General features: G+C 37.8%; 15 protein-coding genes, 1 tRNA gene and 1 pseudogene. 14 read left to right on the forward strand and 3 right to left on the reverse strand.

Annotated elements, in window-relative coordinates; genetic code table 11:
• Positions 1-5: 5 nt before the first annotated feature.
• The 3 genes and pseudogenes from FY049_RS05240 (at position 6) to FY049_RS05250 (ending at position 2,396) form a co-directional block, all read left to right on the forward strand.
• Positions 6-1,858: pseudogene (locus FY049_RS05240) on the forward strand (hypothetical protein).
• Between the two features lie 53 nt (positions 1,859-1,911).
• The gene (locus FY049_RS05245; protein ID WP_446083300.1) at positions 1,912-2,106 is read left to right on the forward strand and encodes a hypothetical protein; all 195 of its coding nucleotides are present in this window, start codon (positions 1,912-1,914) and stop codon (positions 2,104-2,106) included.
• Positions 2,103-2,396: a hypothetical protein gene (locus FY049_RS05250; protein WP_096733044.1), complete on the forward strand. Its 294-nt coding sequence runs from the start codon at positions 2,103-2,105 to the stop codon at positions 2,394-2,396. The genes FY049_RS05245 and FY049_RS05250 overlap by 4 nt, the downstream gene beginning before the upstream one ends.
• Positions 2,397-2,451: 55 nt before the next feature.
• Here the strand turns inward: FY049_RS05250 and FY049_RS05255 are convergent, their stop codons facing one another.
• Positions 2,452-3,519 carry a tyrosine-type recombinase/integrase gene (locus FY049_RS05255; protein WP_446083301.1) on the reverse strand — a complete coding sequence of 356 codons (1,068 nt, stop codon included), beginning with the start codon at positions 3,517-3,519 and terminating at the stop codon, positions 2,452-2,454.
• Positions 3,520-3,706: 187 nt separating this feature from the next.
• Positions 3,707-3,793: transfer RNA gene (locus FY049_RS05260), tRNA-Leu, on the reverse strand.
• Positions 3,794-3,977: 184 nt separating this feature from the next.
• Between FY049_RS05260 and queA the strand changes: the two genes are divergently transcribed.
• From queA to secF, 11 genes are all read left to right on the forward strand, one after another.
• Positions 3,978-5,015, forward strand: coding sequence for a tRNA preQ1(34) S-adenosylmethionine ribosyltransferase-isomerase QueA (queA, locus tag FY049_RS05265; protein WP_056514968.1), 1,038 nt, complete (start codon positions 3,978-3,980; stop codon positions 5,013-5,015).
• Between the two features lie 147 nt (positions 5,016-5,162).
• Positions 5,163-6,185 carry a PRA1 family protein gene (locus tag FY049_RS05270; protein ID WP_224964749.1) on the forward strand — a complete coding sequence of 341 codons (1,023 nt, stop codon included), beginning with the start codon at positions 5,163-5,165 and terminating at the stop codon, positions 6,183-6,185.
• A gap of 88 nt (positions 6,186-6,273) precedes the next feature.
• On the forward strand, positions 6,274-7,299 hold the full coding sequence (locus tag FY049_RS05275; protein WP_224964748.1) for a hypothetical protein: 1,026 nt from the start codon (positions 6,274-6,276) through the stop codon (positions 7,297-7,299).
• 19 nt (positions 7,300-7,318) lie between these two features.
• The gene (locus FY049_RS05280; RefSeq protein ID WP_004723147.1) at positions 7,319-7,888 is read left to right on the forward strand and encodes a LemA family protein; all 570 of its coding nucleotides are present in this window, start codon (positions 7,319-7,321) and stop codon (positions 7,886-7,888) included.
• A 259-nt stretch (positions 7,889-8,147) separates the two neighbouring features.
• The gene (gene pnuC, locus FY049_RS05285; RefSeq protein WP_224964747.1) at positions 8,148-8,864 is read left to right on the forward strand and encodes a nicotinamide riboside transporter PnuC; all 717 of its coding nucleotides are present in this window, start codon (positions 8,148-8,150) and stop codon (positions 8,862-8,864) included.
• Positions 8,865-8,875: 11 nt separating this feature from the next.
• Positions 8,876-9,889 (forward strand): AAA family ATPase, encoded by a 1,014-nt coding sequence (locus FY049_RS05290; protein ID WP_224964746.1) that lies wholly within the window; start codon positions 8,876-8,878, stop codon positions 9,887-9,889.
• 238 nt (positions 9,890-10,127) lie between these two features.
• A complete protein-coding gene (locus FY049_RS05295; RefSeq protein ID WP_056514982.1) occupies positions 10,128-10,544 on the forward strand; it encodes a hypothetical protein in 417 nt (138 codons plus the stop codon).
• A 275-nt stretch (positions 10,545-10,819) separates the two neighbouring features.
• Positions 10,820-11,950 (forward strand): tRNA guanosine(34) transglycosylase Tgt, encoded by a 1,131-nt coding sequence (tgt, locus tag FY049_RS05300; RefSeq protein WP_004723155.1) that lies wholly within the window; start codon positions 10,820-10,822, stop codon positions 11,948-11,950.
• A 134-nt stretch (positions 11,951-12,084) separates the two neighbouring features.
• Positions 12,085-12,414, forward strand: a complete 330-nt coding sequence (gene yajC, locus FY049_RS05305) for a preprotein translocase subunit YajC (protein ID WP_004723156.1) — start codon at positions 12,085-12,087, stop codon at positions 12,412-12,414.
• 53 nt (positions 12,415-12,467) lie between these two features.
• Positions 12,468-14,369 carry a protein translocase subunit SecD gene (gene secD / locus FY049_RS05310; RefSeq protein WP_004723158.1) on the forward strand — a complete coding sequence of 634 codons (1,902 nt, stop codon included), beginning with the start codon at positions 12,468-12,470 and terminating at the stop codon, positions 14,367-14,369.
• Positions 14,370-14,379: 10 nt separating this feature from the next.
• Positions 14,380-15,348: a protein translocase subunit SecF gene (gene secF, locus FY049_RS05315; protein ID WP_004723159.1), complete on the forward strand. Its 969-nt coding sequence runs from the start codon at positions 14,380-14,382 to the stop codon at positions 15,346-15,348.
• A 181-nt stretch (positions 15,349-15,529) separates the two neighbouring features.
• On the opposite strand, the gene FY049_RS05320 is transcribed toward secF, so the two are convergent.
• A complete protein-coding gene (locus FY049_RS05320) occupies positions 15,530-16,237 on the reverse strand; it encodes an XAC2610-related protein (protein ID WP_446083302.1) in 708 nt (235 codons plus the stop codon).
• Positions 16,238-16,333: the final 96 nt, after the last annotated feature.

Here is a 16,333-nt window from a genome sequence, read left to right on the forward strand (position 1 = left end):
TAATGATGGATCTTCAGCGTCGTATCGACGACAGACTTAACCAACTATTTAACTTTAAAAGAGTCGGTGAATGGTATCGTCAAGGTCTTTGCCCAAGTTGTAATGAGAAAGAACTTTACACACATGCAGAAACACCACGCATGGTGAAATGTGGACGTATTAATAAGTGTGGTTATGAGGAATACGTCAAAGATATCTGCGAAGAATTTTTCAAAGATTGGTCAGAATATCACCCTAAAACCCCTGAAAATCCAAATGCGGCTGCAGATGCATATTTGAGGGATGGCCGAGGTTTTAACCTTAAAAATTTAAAAGGCAGATATACACAGGAATTATATCAAGCGCCTAAAAATAGAAATTTAGTCAGTGCAACTGTTCGCTTCAAATTAGCTGACGGAATCTATTGGGAAAGGATTATTGATCGTCCTGATCGTTTTGGTCGTCAGAAAGCCAATTTTATTGGTAAATGGACAGGCTTGGCATGGACAGTACATGAACTAGATGAACTCTGTACTGCAGGCAGTATATCTTTGATAAATATGCTGTGCATAATGGGCAAGTTATCCCCAAAAATGAACATGATTTCTACAAAACAGGAAAAAAGGAATTAAAAAGCTTGGCAAATACACCAGTGATTACCCTGAATCCTAAAAAGGAATTTTCAGCTAGTTGGTGGAAAGATTTTTATACATTGAATGGAGCCAATGGCTTAATCATTCTTGCTTGGTGGACAGGAACATATTTTGCCGAGCAGATACGTGCACTTAACTCCTCATATCCTTTTTTTGAATTTGTTGGTCAAGCAGGTGCAGGTAAATCAACTTTGCTAGAGTTGTTATGGAAGTTTAGCGGTCGAGAAGCCTATGAAGGTTTTGATCCGAATAAATCTACCAGTGTGGCAATTTATCGTAATTTTGCCCAAGCCTCTAATATGCCGATCGTTCTGATTGAGGGCGATCGAAATGATCAAAATGGTGGTGTCCAAAAAGCTAAATTTAGTTGGGACGAATTGAAAGATGCTTTTAACGGTCGAGCAATACGTTCAAAAGGCTTAAAAACCGCAGGGAATGAAACGTATGAGCCACCTTTCCGTGGTGCAATCATGATCAGCCAAAACACGCCTATACAAGCCTCAGAGGCGATTTTATCTCGTACCTTGCATATTACAGTGACAACGAAAGGCCATAACCTTGAAAAGAAAAGAATTGCCGATCGTCTTTCTCGTATTTCATTGGAAGATGCTTGTACTTACATGACGCATTGCTTAAAAAATGAAGCAAAAATTCTGCAAACATATTCAGAAAATATCCAAGCTTTAGAAGAAGAATTTCATCAAAAAGGCATTACTCATACACGTATTGCCCTTTGTCATGCACAAGTATCAGCAATGATTGATGCACTTGAACAACATGTTTTAAATGAAGTCATCGACTTAGAAGAAATTTGCGATGCTAAACGTATTTTAGAGGCAATGGCACGGGAACGTGTGGAGCAATTATGTAGCGACCACCCAATGGTTCAACAATTTTGGGATGCTTACGAATATATGAATGTCAGCAGAAATGCAGCATTCAGCTTAAATCATCATGATCAAGACGCTCAAAGCATCGCTCTCAATCTCAATGAAGTCTACAAAGTCGCTGCCCGTAACTATCAATCGTTACCAGATATCAATGAAATGCGAACGCTGCTTCGCTCAAGCCGACGTTATAAATTCATTGAAATGAATAAACCGGTTAAGTCTAAAAACTTCCCTGCAGATGAAGTTAAAAATGCGACATCAGAAATGCGTGAGCGTGTCGTCAAATGCTGGCTTTTTACTAATCCATTCTACAACCAACAAACATCTTTTAAATAATTTTTAAAGCGTAAATAAAGAAGCTTGCACTTCTTTTTAAGGAGAAATAACTTATGAAAAATAACCTTTTTAAAATTGCTCGTGGCGGTTGGTGGCCATGTGAAGAAAAAGTACTTATTTCAATGCTTGAAGATAAATATCCAGTACATTTTATTGCTGAAGTACTAGGGCGAGATCGTTTAGGTGTTCATGCAAAAATTGCATTGATGGAACGCCAAGAAGCTAGGAAATTGGAGGATGCAGCATGAACGATAACGCATTCGATCAATATCTTTTAAAAATGACAAAAGTATTGGATTCAAAATTGATTCTACCTGTTGAACACCAACTCTGGGACGAAAAAGATATCGCAAAATATCTAAAATATACAGTGGATTATACGAGAAAAAACATTATCCCATGCCCTAACTTTCCACCTAGTCGACAGTTACCGACATCAAAAGATAGTGACCGTACATCACCACGTTGGAAAGCAACAGATGTAATTAAATATGCTATGGCGTTTGATAAATCAAATTTGAAATACAATGGGAATTGAGAAAAACAAAACATATAAAAGCCACAAAAGTGGCTTTTATTTTATTTATGATTTTCTAAGCGATTAATCTTGATAAACCAGGACTGATATTTAGTTCTTCTAAAATTTCATCGTTAGTAGGATTGTAGTAAATCAAAGCCTGCTTGGGATCTTTCCATCCAAAAATCTTACATAAAGTTAAAGCATTTTTTATACGTCTAGCCATTAAACTTGCCGCTTCATGTCTCGAATCATGAAATGTTAAATCGGAATTTTCTAAACCTGCAGCCTTTCGAGCCTTTCTAAACAATGTATCCCTAGAGCCATCAGAAATAGTAAAAACTTTTGGAGAATTTTTACGGTCAATTTTTATGGCCAACGTCCAAAGCTGAAGCGCAAAATCATCAAGTGGGACATTACGACTAGATCCATTCTTAGTATCAGGCAAACGTATAAAACGTTTTTCTATAAAAACATCTGACAATGGTCTATTAACAATTTCACCTGATCTCATACCAGTGGCCATTGCAATTAACCATATTAAACCTACTTCTTGCATCTTCGAATTTGGAACTGTGCCTGGTGTATATTTCAAAGCTGTAAGTATGCTTTGCAATTCATCTATTTCAATACGACGTTCACGATGTTCAGGTTTTTTGGGCTTCCGTAAATTTTCAACTGGATTAAAGTCGATCCAACCTTTATCTCGTCTACACCAGTTAAAAAATGCAGATAGTGTTGAATAGTCACGAAGTACACTCGCAGCACTTAAAGGGCGTATTGTCCGGTTCATAACTATGCTTTCCCATTGCTTGAGATATTCAGAGCGATAATTAGCTAATGGCCAATCCACAAAAGGTAGATTATTTTGATAATATTTTAGCCGTTGGATCTCTTTTTTCGCAGTTTTCTTATACCTAGACACTTCATTCATATATCTAGTCAATGCTTCTTCTACAGTAAGAACTATTTTATTATTTAAAGCTTGTTTGGTAGAAAAATTTAAGAAGAATTCACGCTCTTTAATCTCTGACCATCGTTTCGCATCATTCTTGGATTTAAATGTTTTACTTTTTCTTTGATTGAAGGCAATAAGATCTGCTCTCCACTTACCATTTTCAAGTTGATAAATTGACAGACTCATAAAGTTTACAACCTCAATGACTTATACAAATAAACACACGTTAAAAAATGTGTAAAAAACGTGTAAATGAATAGCTAAGAATACCTCAAAATACCTTAAAAAAACCCAACACCCAGAAACGAAAAAACCCCGAAGCCTATATGCATCAAGGCTTCGGGGTTTATCTAATCTGTTTAACCTAAACTAATGGTCCCGAGGGTCGGACTCGAACCGACACGTCATCGCTGACAGTGGATTTTGAGTCCACCGCGTCTACCAATTTCACCACCTCGGGAGAGGTTGTGTGCGTATAATAGCGCGTTTCATTTTCTTGTCAACGACAAGTTTTCACATTTGTTTAATTTTAAGGCATATCTGGTTTTTTTGGATTATAAAACATCAATTTCAGCCATTAATTTGAAAAACGACTATACTAGCGACAGTTTTTAAATCCCAAATGTCAGTTTTTCTTCCTCATGATGCAACTCTCCGATTTTAATTTCGAACTTCCCGACGAACTCATTGCGCGCTACCCACTTGAAACACGTAGCGCTTCTCGCCTTTTACATCTCAATGCAGATGGTTCATACCAAGATCTTCACTTCACCGATGTTTTTGATTTATTCAATGAAGGTGATTTATTGGTACTTAATGATACCAAAGTGATGAAAGCACGTTTAAAAGGTAAACGCGCCTCTGGTGGTGCTATTGAAGTTTTGGTTGAACGTATTTTTGATCAGACCATTGCACATTGTCATATCAAAGCCAGTAATTCGCCTAAAGCAGGTGCTGAGTTATTTATTGGCAAAGATGAAGTTAAAGTGACGGTAACAGGGCGTCATGAAAACTTATTTGTGGTGGAGTTTTCACAACCTATTTTGCAAGTTTTAGATTTATATGGACAATTACCTATTCCGCCTTACTTTAACCGTGAAGCAGAAGCCATTGACACAGAACGCTATCAAACCGTGTTTAACGATCCAACCAAATTGGCAAGCGTAGCAGCACCGACAGCAAGTTTGCATTTCGACCAAGCCCTATTAGAAAAATTAGAGCAAAAAGGCGTAAATAAAGCTTTTGTAACCTTGCATGTGGGTGCTGGAACATTCTTACCAGTACGCACAGATCAGATCGAAAATCACATCATGCACAGTGAATGGTGTGATGTGCCTGAAGCAACTGCAAAATTGATTCAAGAAACCAAAGCACGTGGCAACAAAGTAATTGCCGTCGGAACGACAGCAACACGTGCCTTAGAAAGTGCAGCGCAAGCGTCTGGGGGAAAAATTGCCGCATGGACAGGCGATACACAAATCTTTATCTATCCAGGGTATCAGTTCTGTGTGGTTGATCGCTTGATCACCAACTTTCATTTACCAGAATCTACCTTGTTAATGTTGGTATCTGCATTATCCAACCGTGACAATATTATGAACGCATATCAACATGCTGTTGCAAGCAAATATCGTTTCTTTAGTTATGGCGATGCAATGCTGATTGAAAACGCAAATGGCTAAGGTCTAACGAAGCGTAACCTATTTAAAAGTTATTGCTTAGTCAGACTACCAATATGCAAAGTGTGGTTTAAACACGACACTTTGCATTCAAAATCATTTTTTCGTTACAATCAGGCATCTAAGCACTTGCCACAATAATGAATAAAGATGAATGATTTACTGACAAAAATTCAAAATGCCTTTAGTCAACAACACGCAAATAATGGCAAGACTCAGCACAATATCCATGCGATCAATCAGTTACTCTCTTCAAATCAAGATTTTGAACAGATCATTGCAAGCTTAAAGAATTGGCAAGATGATCCGAGTCTGTCTATTCAAAATTATACTTTTTGGCTTTTTATCGCGATTGCGATTGGCTTATTTGTACTGACTATTTTTACCCACCCGATACTCTTACTGGTTGTGGGTGCAAGTGTGGCTTTTGCTTTCTATAAACGCACTTCGACAAAAGCCCTCAATCAATTGGTTGAAGATGCTCATCAAAAGAACCTCGAAGCAAAATATCAAATCCGCTTCTATCCCAATGCCTTCGATGAAAATATTGAGTCTCCCTATAATTTCCCGCTATTTAGTTTAGGGGATCATGAAAATACCATTGCTCATTGCATTTATGGCGCTTGGCAGGTCAACGGTATCAACTATCCATATATGCTGTTTAATTATCATTATGTGGATGAAGTCGAAACTCGTGATTCAGAAGGCAAGAAAAAGACTGAATATCGTCATTATGATTTATGGGGGATCATCCTAGAAAACTTCCCTGCTCAAGGTATCAGTATTTCATCTAAACAAAATCGAGCCTGCCGTCTTGGCGTAAAATGGTCGAGTGGGGATATTCGTTTCGACAATCAGTACCAATTAAGTGGTACAAATGAAATGCAACTTGCCAAATTTTTTACACCAAATCATGTATTAATGCTTGATCAAGCCATGGCTTATTTTAAAGGTGATTTTTATGTTCAAGACCAGCGCCCTTCTTTGTGCTGGCTGTTTAAAACAGATATTACCAAAGCGCAAATGCAAGTCGATAAAGTTCAAACTGTCTATGATTTGGCTGCACAACTTGAAAGTATGAACATGCCTGATTATGAACAGCTTAAAGATTCACTGATCACGATTCTACAAGAAGTCCAGCCTCATTATGCGACAAATAAAGTTGAAAAATAAACAATTTACTTTGTCGATACAATAATTTATCGCATACTGATCAATCTGGAATTCGAACTTTAATAGACTTCAATCATGATTATTTGCCATGCCTATAGAAACCGTTGAGCGATTGCTTCACCTACGCACAAGAAAAAATAAACATGTGATGCGCAATATCGCCCGGCTTTGGGAAATTGGACAACAGGCTCAATCTGCACAAGATATTTTAGATGGCTTACATCCGTGGGGAGAATGTAGAGAGTTATTTTTTCATAACCTCATCCCCAGACTGCTGTTTATGATTGGGGTACTAACTGCAATTTTTGGTTGGCTGATTCATCACTATATTCCCTACCCACTGAGTCTATTAGCAGCCTTGTTATGCTGTTTTGCTGCTTATTTAATTTATGAGCAAAGCGATCCAATTGATGAAGTCATCAATTTTTTAGAACAGCGCATGATGTTTCTCCGCTACGAATTAGATTTTAATAAAACCCCAAGTCATATCTCCACAACAAGCAATACCTTTTTGGTCATGAGTAAGTTAAAACAAAGTTTTCCATTGTTTTCGCAAGGCAATGTGTTGAATGAGATTGAACAATTTGCATCCACCAAATGGTTTGATGGTGAACAAGAACATCATGTGATGTTATTTCAATATCATTATGTCGATGAGTTTTCACTGCCCAATACTCAGGGTGAAAAACAGAAAATTAAGGAAACTCATAAAAATCAATGGGGCGCTTTTATTTTTCAATTACCCGCCCTCGGCTTTGCCGCCAGTAATAAACATCATGAATTTATTCCGCCCTATACCCAAATATGGAAAACTGCGGATATTCTGGTCAGTCAAAATTTATATATTTTTGGCTATGATCAACATCAACTTGCCCGTACCATTAGTCCAAGTATCACCTTAAAATTAAGTGATTTTTTTCAACACTATTCAGGTGATATTGTTTATCATTTTGAAGAAAATATGCTGTGCTATATGGGAGATCAAGATCTCTTTCGCATTCGTCGTAAAAAACAAAAGCTTCAGGATATTTCAGCACTTCGTGGACATTTAAGAACATTAACCATGCCTGAATATGAAAAATTTAAACAGTGCATGCTAAACTTGATTTCATAAATCAAAAGGAATAATCAAAATGGGTTTAATCATATTTATTGGGATTTTTATTGTTCTGATCGTTTGGGGTATTCTGGTCAGAAATAACATTGTGCGTTATTTCAATGCGACACAACGCGCATGGGCTGAAGTTGCTAACTTTGAACGCCAGAAAGTAAAAACACTGGAAACTTTAGAGCAAACTTTGGCACAATATACACAGTTTGAAAAATCAACTTTGGAAAAAGTGACCGAGTTACGTCAGCAAATTTTGAATCTAAATCTAAACAATACCGATGTTTCTCAACTGCAACATGTTGAAAAACTCAATCAAGATTTAATGAAAAGTTTAAATGTGGTGGTTGAAAATTATCCTGAACTCAAAGCGGATACTTTGTATGCAAAAATGATGGATGATATTCAAGAACAAAATGAAAATGTCGGTGCAGCAATCACCATATTTAACCGTAATGTTGAAGAATTTAATAACACCATCGAAATTTTTCCAAACAATATGATCAATACCATTACTTTGGCAAAGAAAACAATTCGTCCATTTTCAGACAATGTGGTCACTCAGAATTTTGATTACAAGCCTAATTTCAACTAAGCTTCACTCAATATTGTTGGAAAAACCCATCCTTCCCAAAGAAATATTGGGAAGGTTCTTTAATCAAACATCACTTGAATAAATACGTAAAAAACAAATAATGACAATGGATTTATCAGCAAGCTTGGTAAAAAACAATGGTCAAAAATCCAGTCCTTGCATGCGATTAAACTAAAATTTCAAATCGTCTGTAGGATTTAAATCGGGTATAAATTACCAGCAAATAACACCAACAGCATTACTTAGAATTACAAACCCTATGTTGAAACTCTTTTCCCCCTCCCTCTTTCACCTTCTTTTCAAAAACTGGAATGTATTTGAGATTATTTGGCTTTTTAGTTTTATTTTCATCGGCTGTATCATTACCTTAGTTCAACACGATACATGGTTTAATTTCGTGGTATTACTCAGCGGAATTCTCTGTGTGGTATTAGCAGCAAAAGGCAATATTCTCAATTATAGTTTTGGTTTATTTAATAGCTGTGCTTATGCATGGATTTGCTATAACAACGGGCTTTATGGCGAAATGGGACTGAATCTCTTGTTCTTTGTCCCAACCGCTTTGATCGGCATGCTACTTTGGCAGAAACATACCAAAGAAAAACAATTACAACGGGCCTATACCCTTCGGCAGGCTTATTTGATTTTGATCACCCTGAGCAATATAGGTTGTATTGCGATACTCGGTTATCTGCTTGCCCAAATTCCCACTCAAAATACGCCTTATATAGATGCAACCACCAATATTCTTGCAATCACAGCAACGATTTTGATGCTGCTGCGTTTTAAAGAGCAATGGTGGTTTTATATTACTTTAAATATCTTCAGTATTTTAATGTGGGCGATCCGAACCCTTGATGGTAGTGGTGATGGTGCAATGATGTTATTGATGTGGTCAGCCTTTCTGATCAATGCCATCTACGGCTACTTTAACTGGAATAAACTTGCACAAAACCACTCAAACCCATCCTATTGAATTTAAAAACTATGAAAAAAATCGGACTGACACTCGGTAAATATGCACCCTTACATGCAGGTCATATGCATGTATTTGAAACAGCATTACAAGAAGTGGATGAGCTGTATGTTTTGATCTATCAAAGTTCAATTACAAGCATCCCTTTAAACATTCGCGCCCAATGGATCCGAGATTTATTTCCTCAAATTCATGTGATTGAGGCATGGGATGGACCTGAGGGATATTCCAATGATCGGGCGTTTGAAATAGAACAAGAAAATTACATCATTCAAAAGCTCAATGGCGTGAAAATTTCGCATTTTTATAGTAGTGAATTTTATGGTGCACATGTCAGCACTGCACTCAATGCAATTGATCGTAGAGTGGATGAATCACGTCTACAGGTGCCGATCTCCGCTACAATGATTCGAGCAAATGCCTTTCAAAATCGGAAATTTATCCCCAACTGTGTCTATGCAGATTTGATTAGCAAAGTCGTCTTTGTCGGTGCAATGTCTACAGGCAAGTCGACTCTGGTTGAAGCGCTTGCGAAAAAGTATGCAACAACTTTTGCCCCAGAATATGGGCGTGAATATTGGGAAACTCACCAAGTTGATCGTCGTATCGGTTTTGAAGATTTCAATATTATTGCAGATCGTCATATCGCCTATGAAGATCAGGTCACTTTAGATGCAAAACGTTATTTATTTGTAGATACCAACGCGATAACCACAGCGATGTTTTGTATGGATTATCATGGACGATTACCTAAGCACCTCAAACAACTTGCACTCGAAAATGCACAGCGCTATGACTTATTTTTCTTGTGTGAAGATGATATTGCTTATGACGACACTTGGGATCGTAGCGGCCCCCAAAAAAGAGCTATTTTTCATCAGCAAATTATTGCGGATCTCAAACAACGTCGGATTCCATACATCGCTTTAACAGGAAGTTTAGAACAACGGATTGCCAAGGTTGAACAAGTGCTAAATCAGTTTGATAAATTCAACAATTTTTTTGGATCAGCTTTAAAGCCATGATCAGGAATCGATTATGGCGATTGAGTATATTTGACTCGAAACATATCGCCTAAATCACCATGTGGAAATTTGAATAAAAATTCAGCCATAATCCTGTTTATTTTCAATATAAAAAATGACATTTCGATCATTTTCTGATATTTTCAAACCGCTAAAAAATGACTATTTTTAGAATAAAACGATCAACTTAAAATGATCAACTTAATAAAAAGACAATCTAAAGATTGGAGTAAATCAAATGTTAAAAAAATTATTCATGATGTTATGTCTGTGTTTTCTCTGGCAAGCCCCTGCTCAAGCGAAAGGCCTGTTAGTTTTCAATACAGGCGATGAAATGTTTAAGGTTGGCCCATTTCCACAAGAAGTATTAAGTCAATATGAAGATCTTAAAAGCTTAAATGCAGGATATAAATGTAGTCACTTTGGGATCTTATGGGCAGATGTCAAAACATGGGACTGCACCTTAGTCGGCATGACCGATGCAGAACCAGATACGTTTTATGAATTACCTGATGATGTCATTTCAACCTTAAGTAAAAATCCTGAATACCAAGAAAATAAAATGCAACGTAATTTTTGGAATCATTATGGAATATTCATCATGATTCTGGGAGTTATCGCCTTGATCATTATCGGTCGTAAGGCAAAAGACTAATTTTCTATCTTGTCCAAATCTAAGCTCAAAAGCGAACCACTATTCGCTTTTGAGCTGCATAAAAATAATACCTTGATATTCAAACAATAATTATTCAACGATAAAAAAATGATTCTCACATCAATCTATTAATGTTCAAGGCGCTAAATCAATAATTTTAAATTTAACATTATGAAAAACAACATGACTGGTATTCGACCATAAAATCAGGGAAAATAGCCCCCTTTTGCAATTATCAATCAGCGAACTGTTTTTTCGCCAGATTTAGGTTATTTATGAAGTTTGAAAAATTAGGTCAGTCGGGGCGTGCTCGTCGTGGTCGTTTAACTTTAGAACATGGTGTGATTGAAACACCTGTGTTCATGCCTGTGGGAACTTATGGCACAGTTAAAGGCATGTTGCCGCGCGATATCGAAGACATCAAAGCACAAATTATTTTAGGCAATACCTTCCATCTTTATTTACGTCCTGGACTAGATGTTATCCGTGAACACGGCGGTTTGCATGAGTTTATGAAATGGGGCAAACCGATTCTTACTGATTCAGGCGGCTTCCAAGTCTTCAGTCTGGGCGCTATGCGTAAAATCAAAGAGGAAGGGGTTACTTTCCGCTCACCTATTGATGGTTCAAAAGTCTTTTTATCTCCTGAAATTTCAATGGATATTCAACATACATTGAACTCAGATATTGTGATGATTTTTGATGAATGTACGCCATACCCAGCAACCCATGAAGAAGCACAGAAATCGCTTCAACTGTCATTACGTTGGGCGAAGCGTTGTAAAACACAACATCACGATGTTTTAAAAAATAGAAACGCATTGTTTGGAATCATTCAAGGCGGAATGTATGAAGACCTTCGTGAAGAGTCTTTAAACGGTCTTAAAGAAATTGATTTTGATGGCTTTGCGATTGGTGGTTTATCTGTCGGTGAACCCAAAGAAGAAATGATCAAAGTTTTGGATTATCTGCCTGCAAAAATGCCAGAAGATAAACCACGTTATTTGATGGGTGTGGGTAAACCAGAAGATATCGTTGAAGCAATTCGTCGCGGTGTCGATATGTTCGACTGTGTCATGCCAACTCGAAATGCACGTAATGGTCATTATTTTGTTACCGATGGTTTAGTTCGAATTCGTAACAGCCAATATCGTCATGATCAAAGCCCACTGGATCCGCATTGCGACTGTTATACCTGTACCAACTTCACCCGTGCTTATTTATTCCATTTAGAAAAATGTGGTGAAATGCTCGGTTCAATGTTGGGCACGATCCACAATTTACGTTATTACCAACGTTTTACCCAAGATATTCGTGATGCTTTAGATCAGGGAACTTTTGATGAATACGTGACTGATTTCTATCAACGTCGCGGTTTAGAAGTTCCTCCTTGTCCTGCTGACTAATGCCCCAATATAAAGTTGAATTGAAGATTAATTCAACAGTATTTGCGCTGAAACCCAAGACAAGGTAAATTGCTGAACAAGTCAATTTAAAAGCCATGAAAATGGCAGATAATTTTTAACATTAGGAAATTAGAATGAGCTTATTTATTTCTTCTGCTCACGCTGCAGCAGCGCCTGCACAAGGCCCAGGCATGATGGCAAACATATTGATGATTGTAGTATTTGTTGCAATCTTTTATTTTCTCATCTGGCGTCCTCAAGCAAAACGTGCAAAAGAACACCGTACTTTAATCGAAAGCTTAGGTGTTGGCAGTGAAATTGTCTTTGCAGGCGGCTTAATGGGTCGTATCCTAAAAATTGATGGCGACTTTGCAGTGGTTGAATTAAGCAAAGGAAATGAAGTCAAAGTTCAACGTGCAAGTGTTATTTCAGTACTCCCTGAAGGCACATTAAATAACCTTTAATCATAAAACGGTCGTGCACTTAGCACGACTTTTTCATTTTAAGAAGAAAGCGAATGCGTTACCCTGCATGGAAATATATATTGATTCTAGTGGTACTAGTGATCAGTACATTATATGCGCTGCCGAGTTTGTATCCTGACGAACCTGCTGTTCAAATTTCTGGTGCCAAGGCTGGTACCACAATTGATCAGTCTGTCATACAAAAAGCAGAGCAAATTTTAAAAAGTGAAAATATTAGCAGTCATGATAATACCTTCACCAACAATGCTGCCCTTCTGCGTTTAAATACGTCTGAAGCACAGTTAAAAGCAAAAGATGTCCTCAGCAAAGGTTTGGGTGAGAACTATACCGTTGCATTAAACCTTGCACCAACCACACCTGAGTGGTTGCAAAAAATTGGCGCTAAGCCAATGAAGCTTGGTTTGGACTTACGTGGTGGTGTTCATTTCTTACTTGAAGTAGATATGGACAAAGCTATTGCACAACGTATGGAAACCTCAGCAACAGACTTACGTCGTGAGTTCCGTGACAATAAGATTAAATTTAATAGTCTTTCATTGAACAACAATACCATTACGATTCAGTTTGCAAATAATGATGACCGTGCAGCGGTAATGGACTTTTTACGTCGTGATGGGAATAAGTTCAATCAACAAGCTTTAGCAACGGATACAGGTTCAACGCTTAAGTTGACCTATAACGATGCGACCAAGCAAGACATTCAATCTTATGCACTTAACCAAAACTTAACCACCTTACGTAATCGTATTAATGAGTTAGGTGTGGCTGAAGCATTGGTACAAAGCCAAGGTAGCAACCGTATTGTGGTTGAACTGCCTGGTGTACAAGATACTGCCGAAGCTAAACGTGTCTTGGGGCGTACTGCAAACCTTGAATTTCGTTTAGTGTCTGATTTAAATGATCAATATATTGACCGTTTCACAGGTAAATATAATGGTCAACCTTTACCGCCAGGTACTGAAGTTTTTGCTTACGAATCTTTGGACAGTGGTCGTGAACTATTATTAAATCGCAGCCGTATCCTTACGGGTGAACGTGTACAAAATGCATCAAGTGGTTTTAGCCAAGATAGTGGTGGCGCTGAAGTAAATATTACTTTAGATACTGCTGGTGGTAAGTTGATGTCAGATGCAACCCGTACTGCTGTTGGCAAACGTATGGCGGTTTTGTTTATTGAAAATAAACAAAAAATCACCTCTGTTGCTGATCCAGTTACAGGTGCGATGACAGAAGTTCGCACACCATATACTGAATCTGTGGTGATCAATGCTGCAAATATTCAAGCGGTTTTAGGTTCATCTTTCCGTATTACCGGTTTAGATTCTCCTCAAGAAGCGGCTGAACTTGCATTGATGTTACGTGCTGGTGCTTTAGCTGCACCAATGTACTTTGTAGAAGAACGTGTTGTTGGTCCAAGTTTGGGGCAAGAGAACATCGACAAAGGCGTATTATCAACTCAAGTTGGTTTCCTGCTTGTTGCAATCTGGATGATCGTGTTCTTCCGTCTATTTGGTTTAATTGCTGATGTAGCATTAGTGATTAACTTGGCAATGCTTCTCACCATCATGTCTTGGATCGGGGCTTCACTGACCTTGCCAGGTATTGCAGGTATCGTAATCACCATTGGTATGGCGGTCGATGCCAACGTACTGATCTGTGAGCGAATACGAGAAGAAATGCGCTGGGGGGCCTCGCCCAAACAGGCCATTATTGCCGGTTATGATCGAGCATATAACACCATTCTCGACTCAAACTTAACCACATTCTTGGTTGCATTTATTCTGTTTGCTATTGGTACAGGTCCGATCAAAGGCTTCGCTGTAACGCTGATGATTGGTATTATTTGCTCAATGTTTACTGCAATTACAGTAACACGTGCAATTGTTCAATTGGTGTATGGCAGAAAACGTAACTTGAATAAGTTGAGCATATAGGAGATCGAAGATGACTGATGTGACTCAACCGAAAAAGAAATATGGTCGCCCTGATGATGAGCATGTAATTAATTTCATGAAGATTGCCAAACCAGCGGCAATCATCTCAATCCTTTTGACCATTGCAAGTATCTTCTTTATTGCAACCAAAGGCTTAAATCTTGGTTTAGATTTTACTGGTGGTGTTTCTGCAGAATTGAACTATCAATATGCGGCAAAACCAGCAGACGTGATTTCTAATTTGGATAAAGCTGGCTTTAAAGATGCAGTTGTACAAACATTAGGTTCAAATAAAGACTTAATTGTACGTATGCCAGCGCAAGACCTTAAAGTTGAAGACTTAAGTAATACCATCACCAAAGCGGTTCAACTGCCGAATAACACTGCCGTTGTTCATAAGGTTGACTCTGTCGGTGGTCAAGTCGGTAATGAGCTATATTTACGCTCTGCAGGTGCTGTAGCACTTGCAATGCTACTTATGCTGATCTACGTGACCATTCGCTTTGAGTTTAAACTTGCAGTTGGTGCAGTGCTTTCATTACTGCACGATGTGATCGTAACGATTGGTATTTTTGCAATGATGCAATGGCCATTTGACCTTACTGTTTTAGCGGCTATTCTTGCCTTAATCGGCTTCTCGTTAAACGATAACATTGTTGTATCGGATCGTATCCGTGAAAACTTCCGTAAGATTCGTGGCGCGACACCGTTAGAAATTGTGAATATTGCCTTAACTGAAACCTTAAAACGTACTATTCATACCTCGATGACATTATTGCTGGTTGTACTTGCAATGATGTTCTTGGGTGGTGATGGCTTACACTGGTTCTCAGTTGCTATGTTTATTGGTGTATTTGTGGGTACATATTCTTCAATCTATATCGGTACTGCATTTGCATTGTGGCGTGGTCTTAACCGTCAAGACTTTATCGTACAAGTTAAACCTGAATTTGAAGATGAAGAACATATTCCTCACTAAGTTTCAGTTTTAATTAAAAAAGCTCATCTTTGGATGGGCTTTTTTATGCTTAAAATTTAACGCCACAACGTAAAGAAATCATTCTATTCATAAAATCTTACTCTGCCCCACAATTCAACATCTGTTGATTTACATCATATAGCGATATCAATACAGAATAGGTATACGAGGTAAATTGTGACTACTGAGCATAATATTTTGCAGTTGGATAATACTTGGTCTTTTCCTTCCATTTTCCATTGATCAGATTACGATCTGTGACTTCAACTTGATCACCTTTTGGTGAAGTAGCATCCTCAATAAACTCTCGAACCAGCAATAAACCTTTTCTAGGTACAACTTGATACTCAGAACGAATATGGTAGCAACAGCCACTTTTATTAAAGGTGATGATACGTTTGCGCTTTTTGTCTAGCTCGAACATACCTAAATTTTCTTGAGTGAGTGCAGACAGCTCCTGACTTAAAACAAATTTATTCTTGCTTTGATTAAATACATAAATGTCATACACAGGACCGCCATAAGAACCATAGTTACCATTTCTAATCGCGAGGTCTTCTGTTCCATCGAAGTTAAAATCATCAAAAATCAAAGGGCTTTGTTCGTCATAAAGCTGTATAACATTAACACTCGGTTTAAACTTTTCATCCAAATACATAGTCAGGTCATCAGAGTGAAATGCTTGAAATACCGCTTTACTGCCCTTTTTAAATAGCTTTACTTCGGCCTTAGCTCCACATTCATCTTTTTCACATGCAATATCAATTACGGCATCATAGTGTTTCGAGCCATCTTGAATTTGAAAAATTTGTGCATGCGTTATAGACAAGGAAAATGCCAAATAGATGCCTAAGCTGTTACAGATTATTTTAAATGGTTGATTCATCATTTTTTATTCAGTCGGTTTTTATCAAAATCATAGCATTAAAATTGCTTAAATAAAAAACCGCCCGAAGGCGGTTAGGCTCCCTCCTTTATCAAAGGA

It is taken from the genome of Acinetobacter sp. 1125_18A (assembly GCF_052824985.1).

Coding starts and splice junctions, on each gene's coding strand:
- FY049_RS05280 (WP_004723147.1), top strand. CDS start 7,319: ATGGGTTTAATCATATTTATTGGGATTTTTATTGTTCTGATCGTTTGG.
- pnuC (WP_224964747.1), top strand. CDS start 8,148: ATGTTGAAACTCTTTTCCCCCTCCCTCTTTCACCTTCTTTTCAAAAAC.
- FY049_RS05275 (WP_224964748.1), top strand. CDS start 6,274: ATGCCTATAGAAACCGTTGAGCGATTGCTTCACCTACGCACAAGAAAA.
- secD (WP_004723158.1), top strand. CDS start 12,468: ATGCGTTACCCTGCATGGAAATATATATTGATTCTAGTGGTACTAGTG.
- secF (WP_004723159.1), top strand. CDS start 14,380: ATGACTGATGTGACTCAACCGAAAAAGAAATATGGTCGCCCTGATGAT.
- FY049_RS05295 (WP_056514982.1), top strand. CDS start 10,128: ATGTTAAAAAAATTATTCATGATGTTATGTCTGTGTTTTCTCTGGCAA.
- FY049_RS05290 (WP_224964746.1), top strand. CDS start 8,876: ATGAAAAAAATCGGACTGACACTCGGTAAATATGCACCCTTACATGCA.
- tgt (WP_004723155.1), top strand. CDS start 10,820: ATGAAGTTTGAAAAATTAGGTCAGTCGGGGCGTGCTCGTCGTGGTCGT.
- FY049_RS05250 (WP_096733044.1), top strand. CDS start 2,103: ATGAACGATAACGCATTCGATCAATATCTTTTAAAAATGACAAAAGTA.
- FY049_RS05270 (WP_224964749.1), top strand. CDS start 5,163: ATGAATGATTTACTGACAAAAATTCAAAATGCCTTTAGTCAACAACAC.
- queA (WP_056514968.1), top strand. CDS start 3,978: ATGCAACTCTCCGATTTTAATTTCGAACTTCCCGACGAACTCATTGCG.
- yajC (WP_004723156.1), top strand. CDS start 12,085: ATGAGCTTATTTATTTCTTCTGCTCACGCTGCAGCAGCGCCTGCACAA.
- FY049_RS05255 (WP_446083301.1), bottom strand. CDS start 3,519: ATGAGTCTGTCAATTTATCAACTTGAAAATGGTAAGTGGAGAGCAGAT.
- FY049_RS05320 (WP_446083302.1), bottom strand. CDS start 16,237: ATGATGAATCAACCATTTAAAATAATCTGTAACAGCTTAGGCATCTAT.
- FY049_RS05245 (WP_446083300.1), top strand. CDS start 1,912: ATGAAAAATAACCTTTTTAAAATTGCTCGTGGCGGTTGGTGGCCATGT.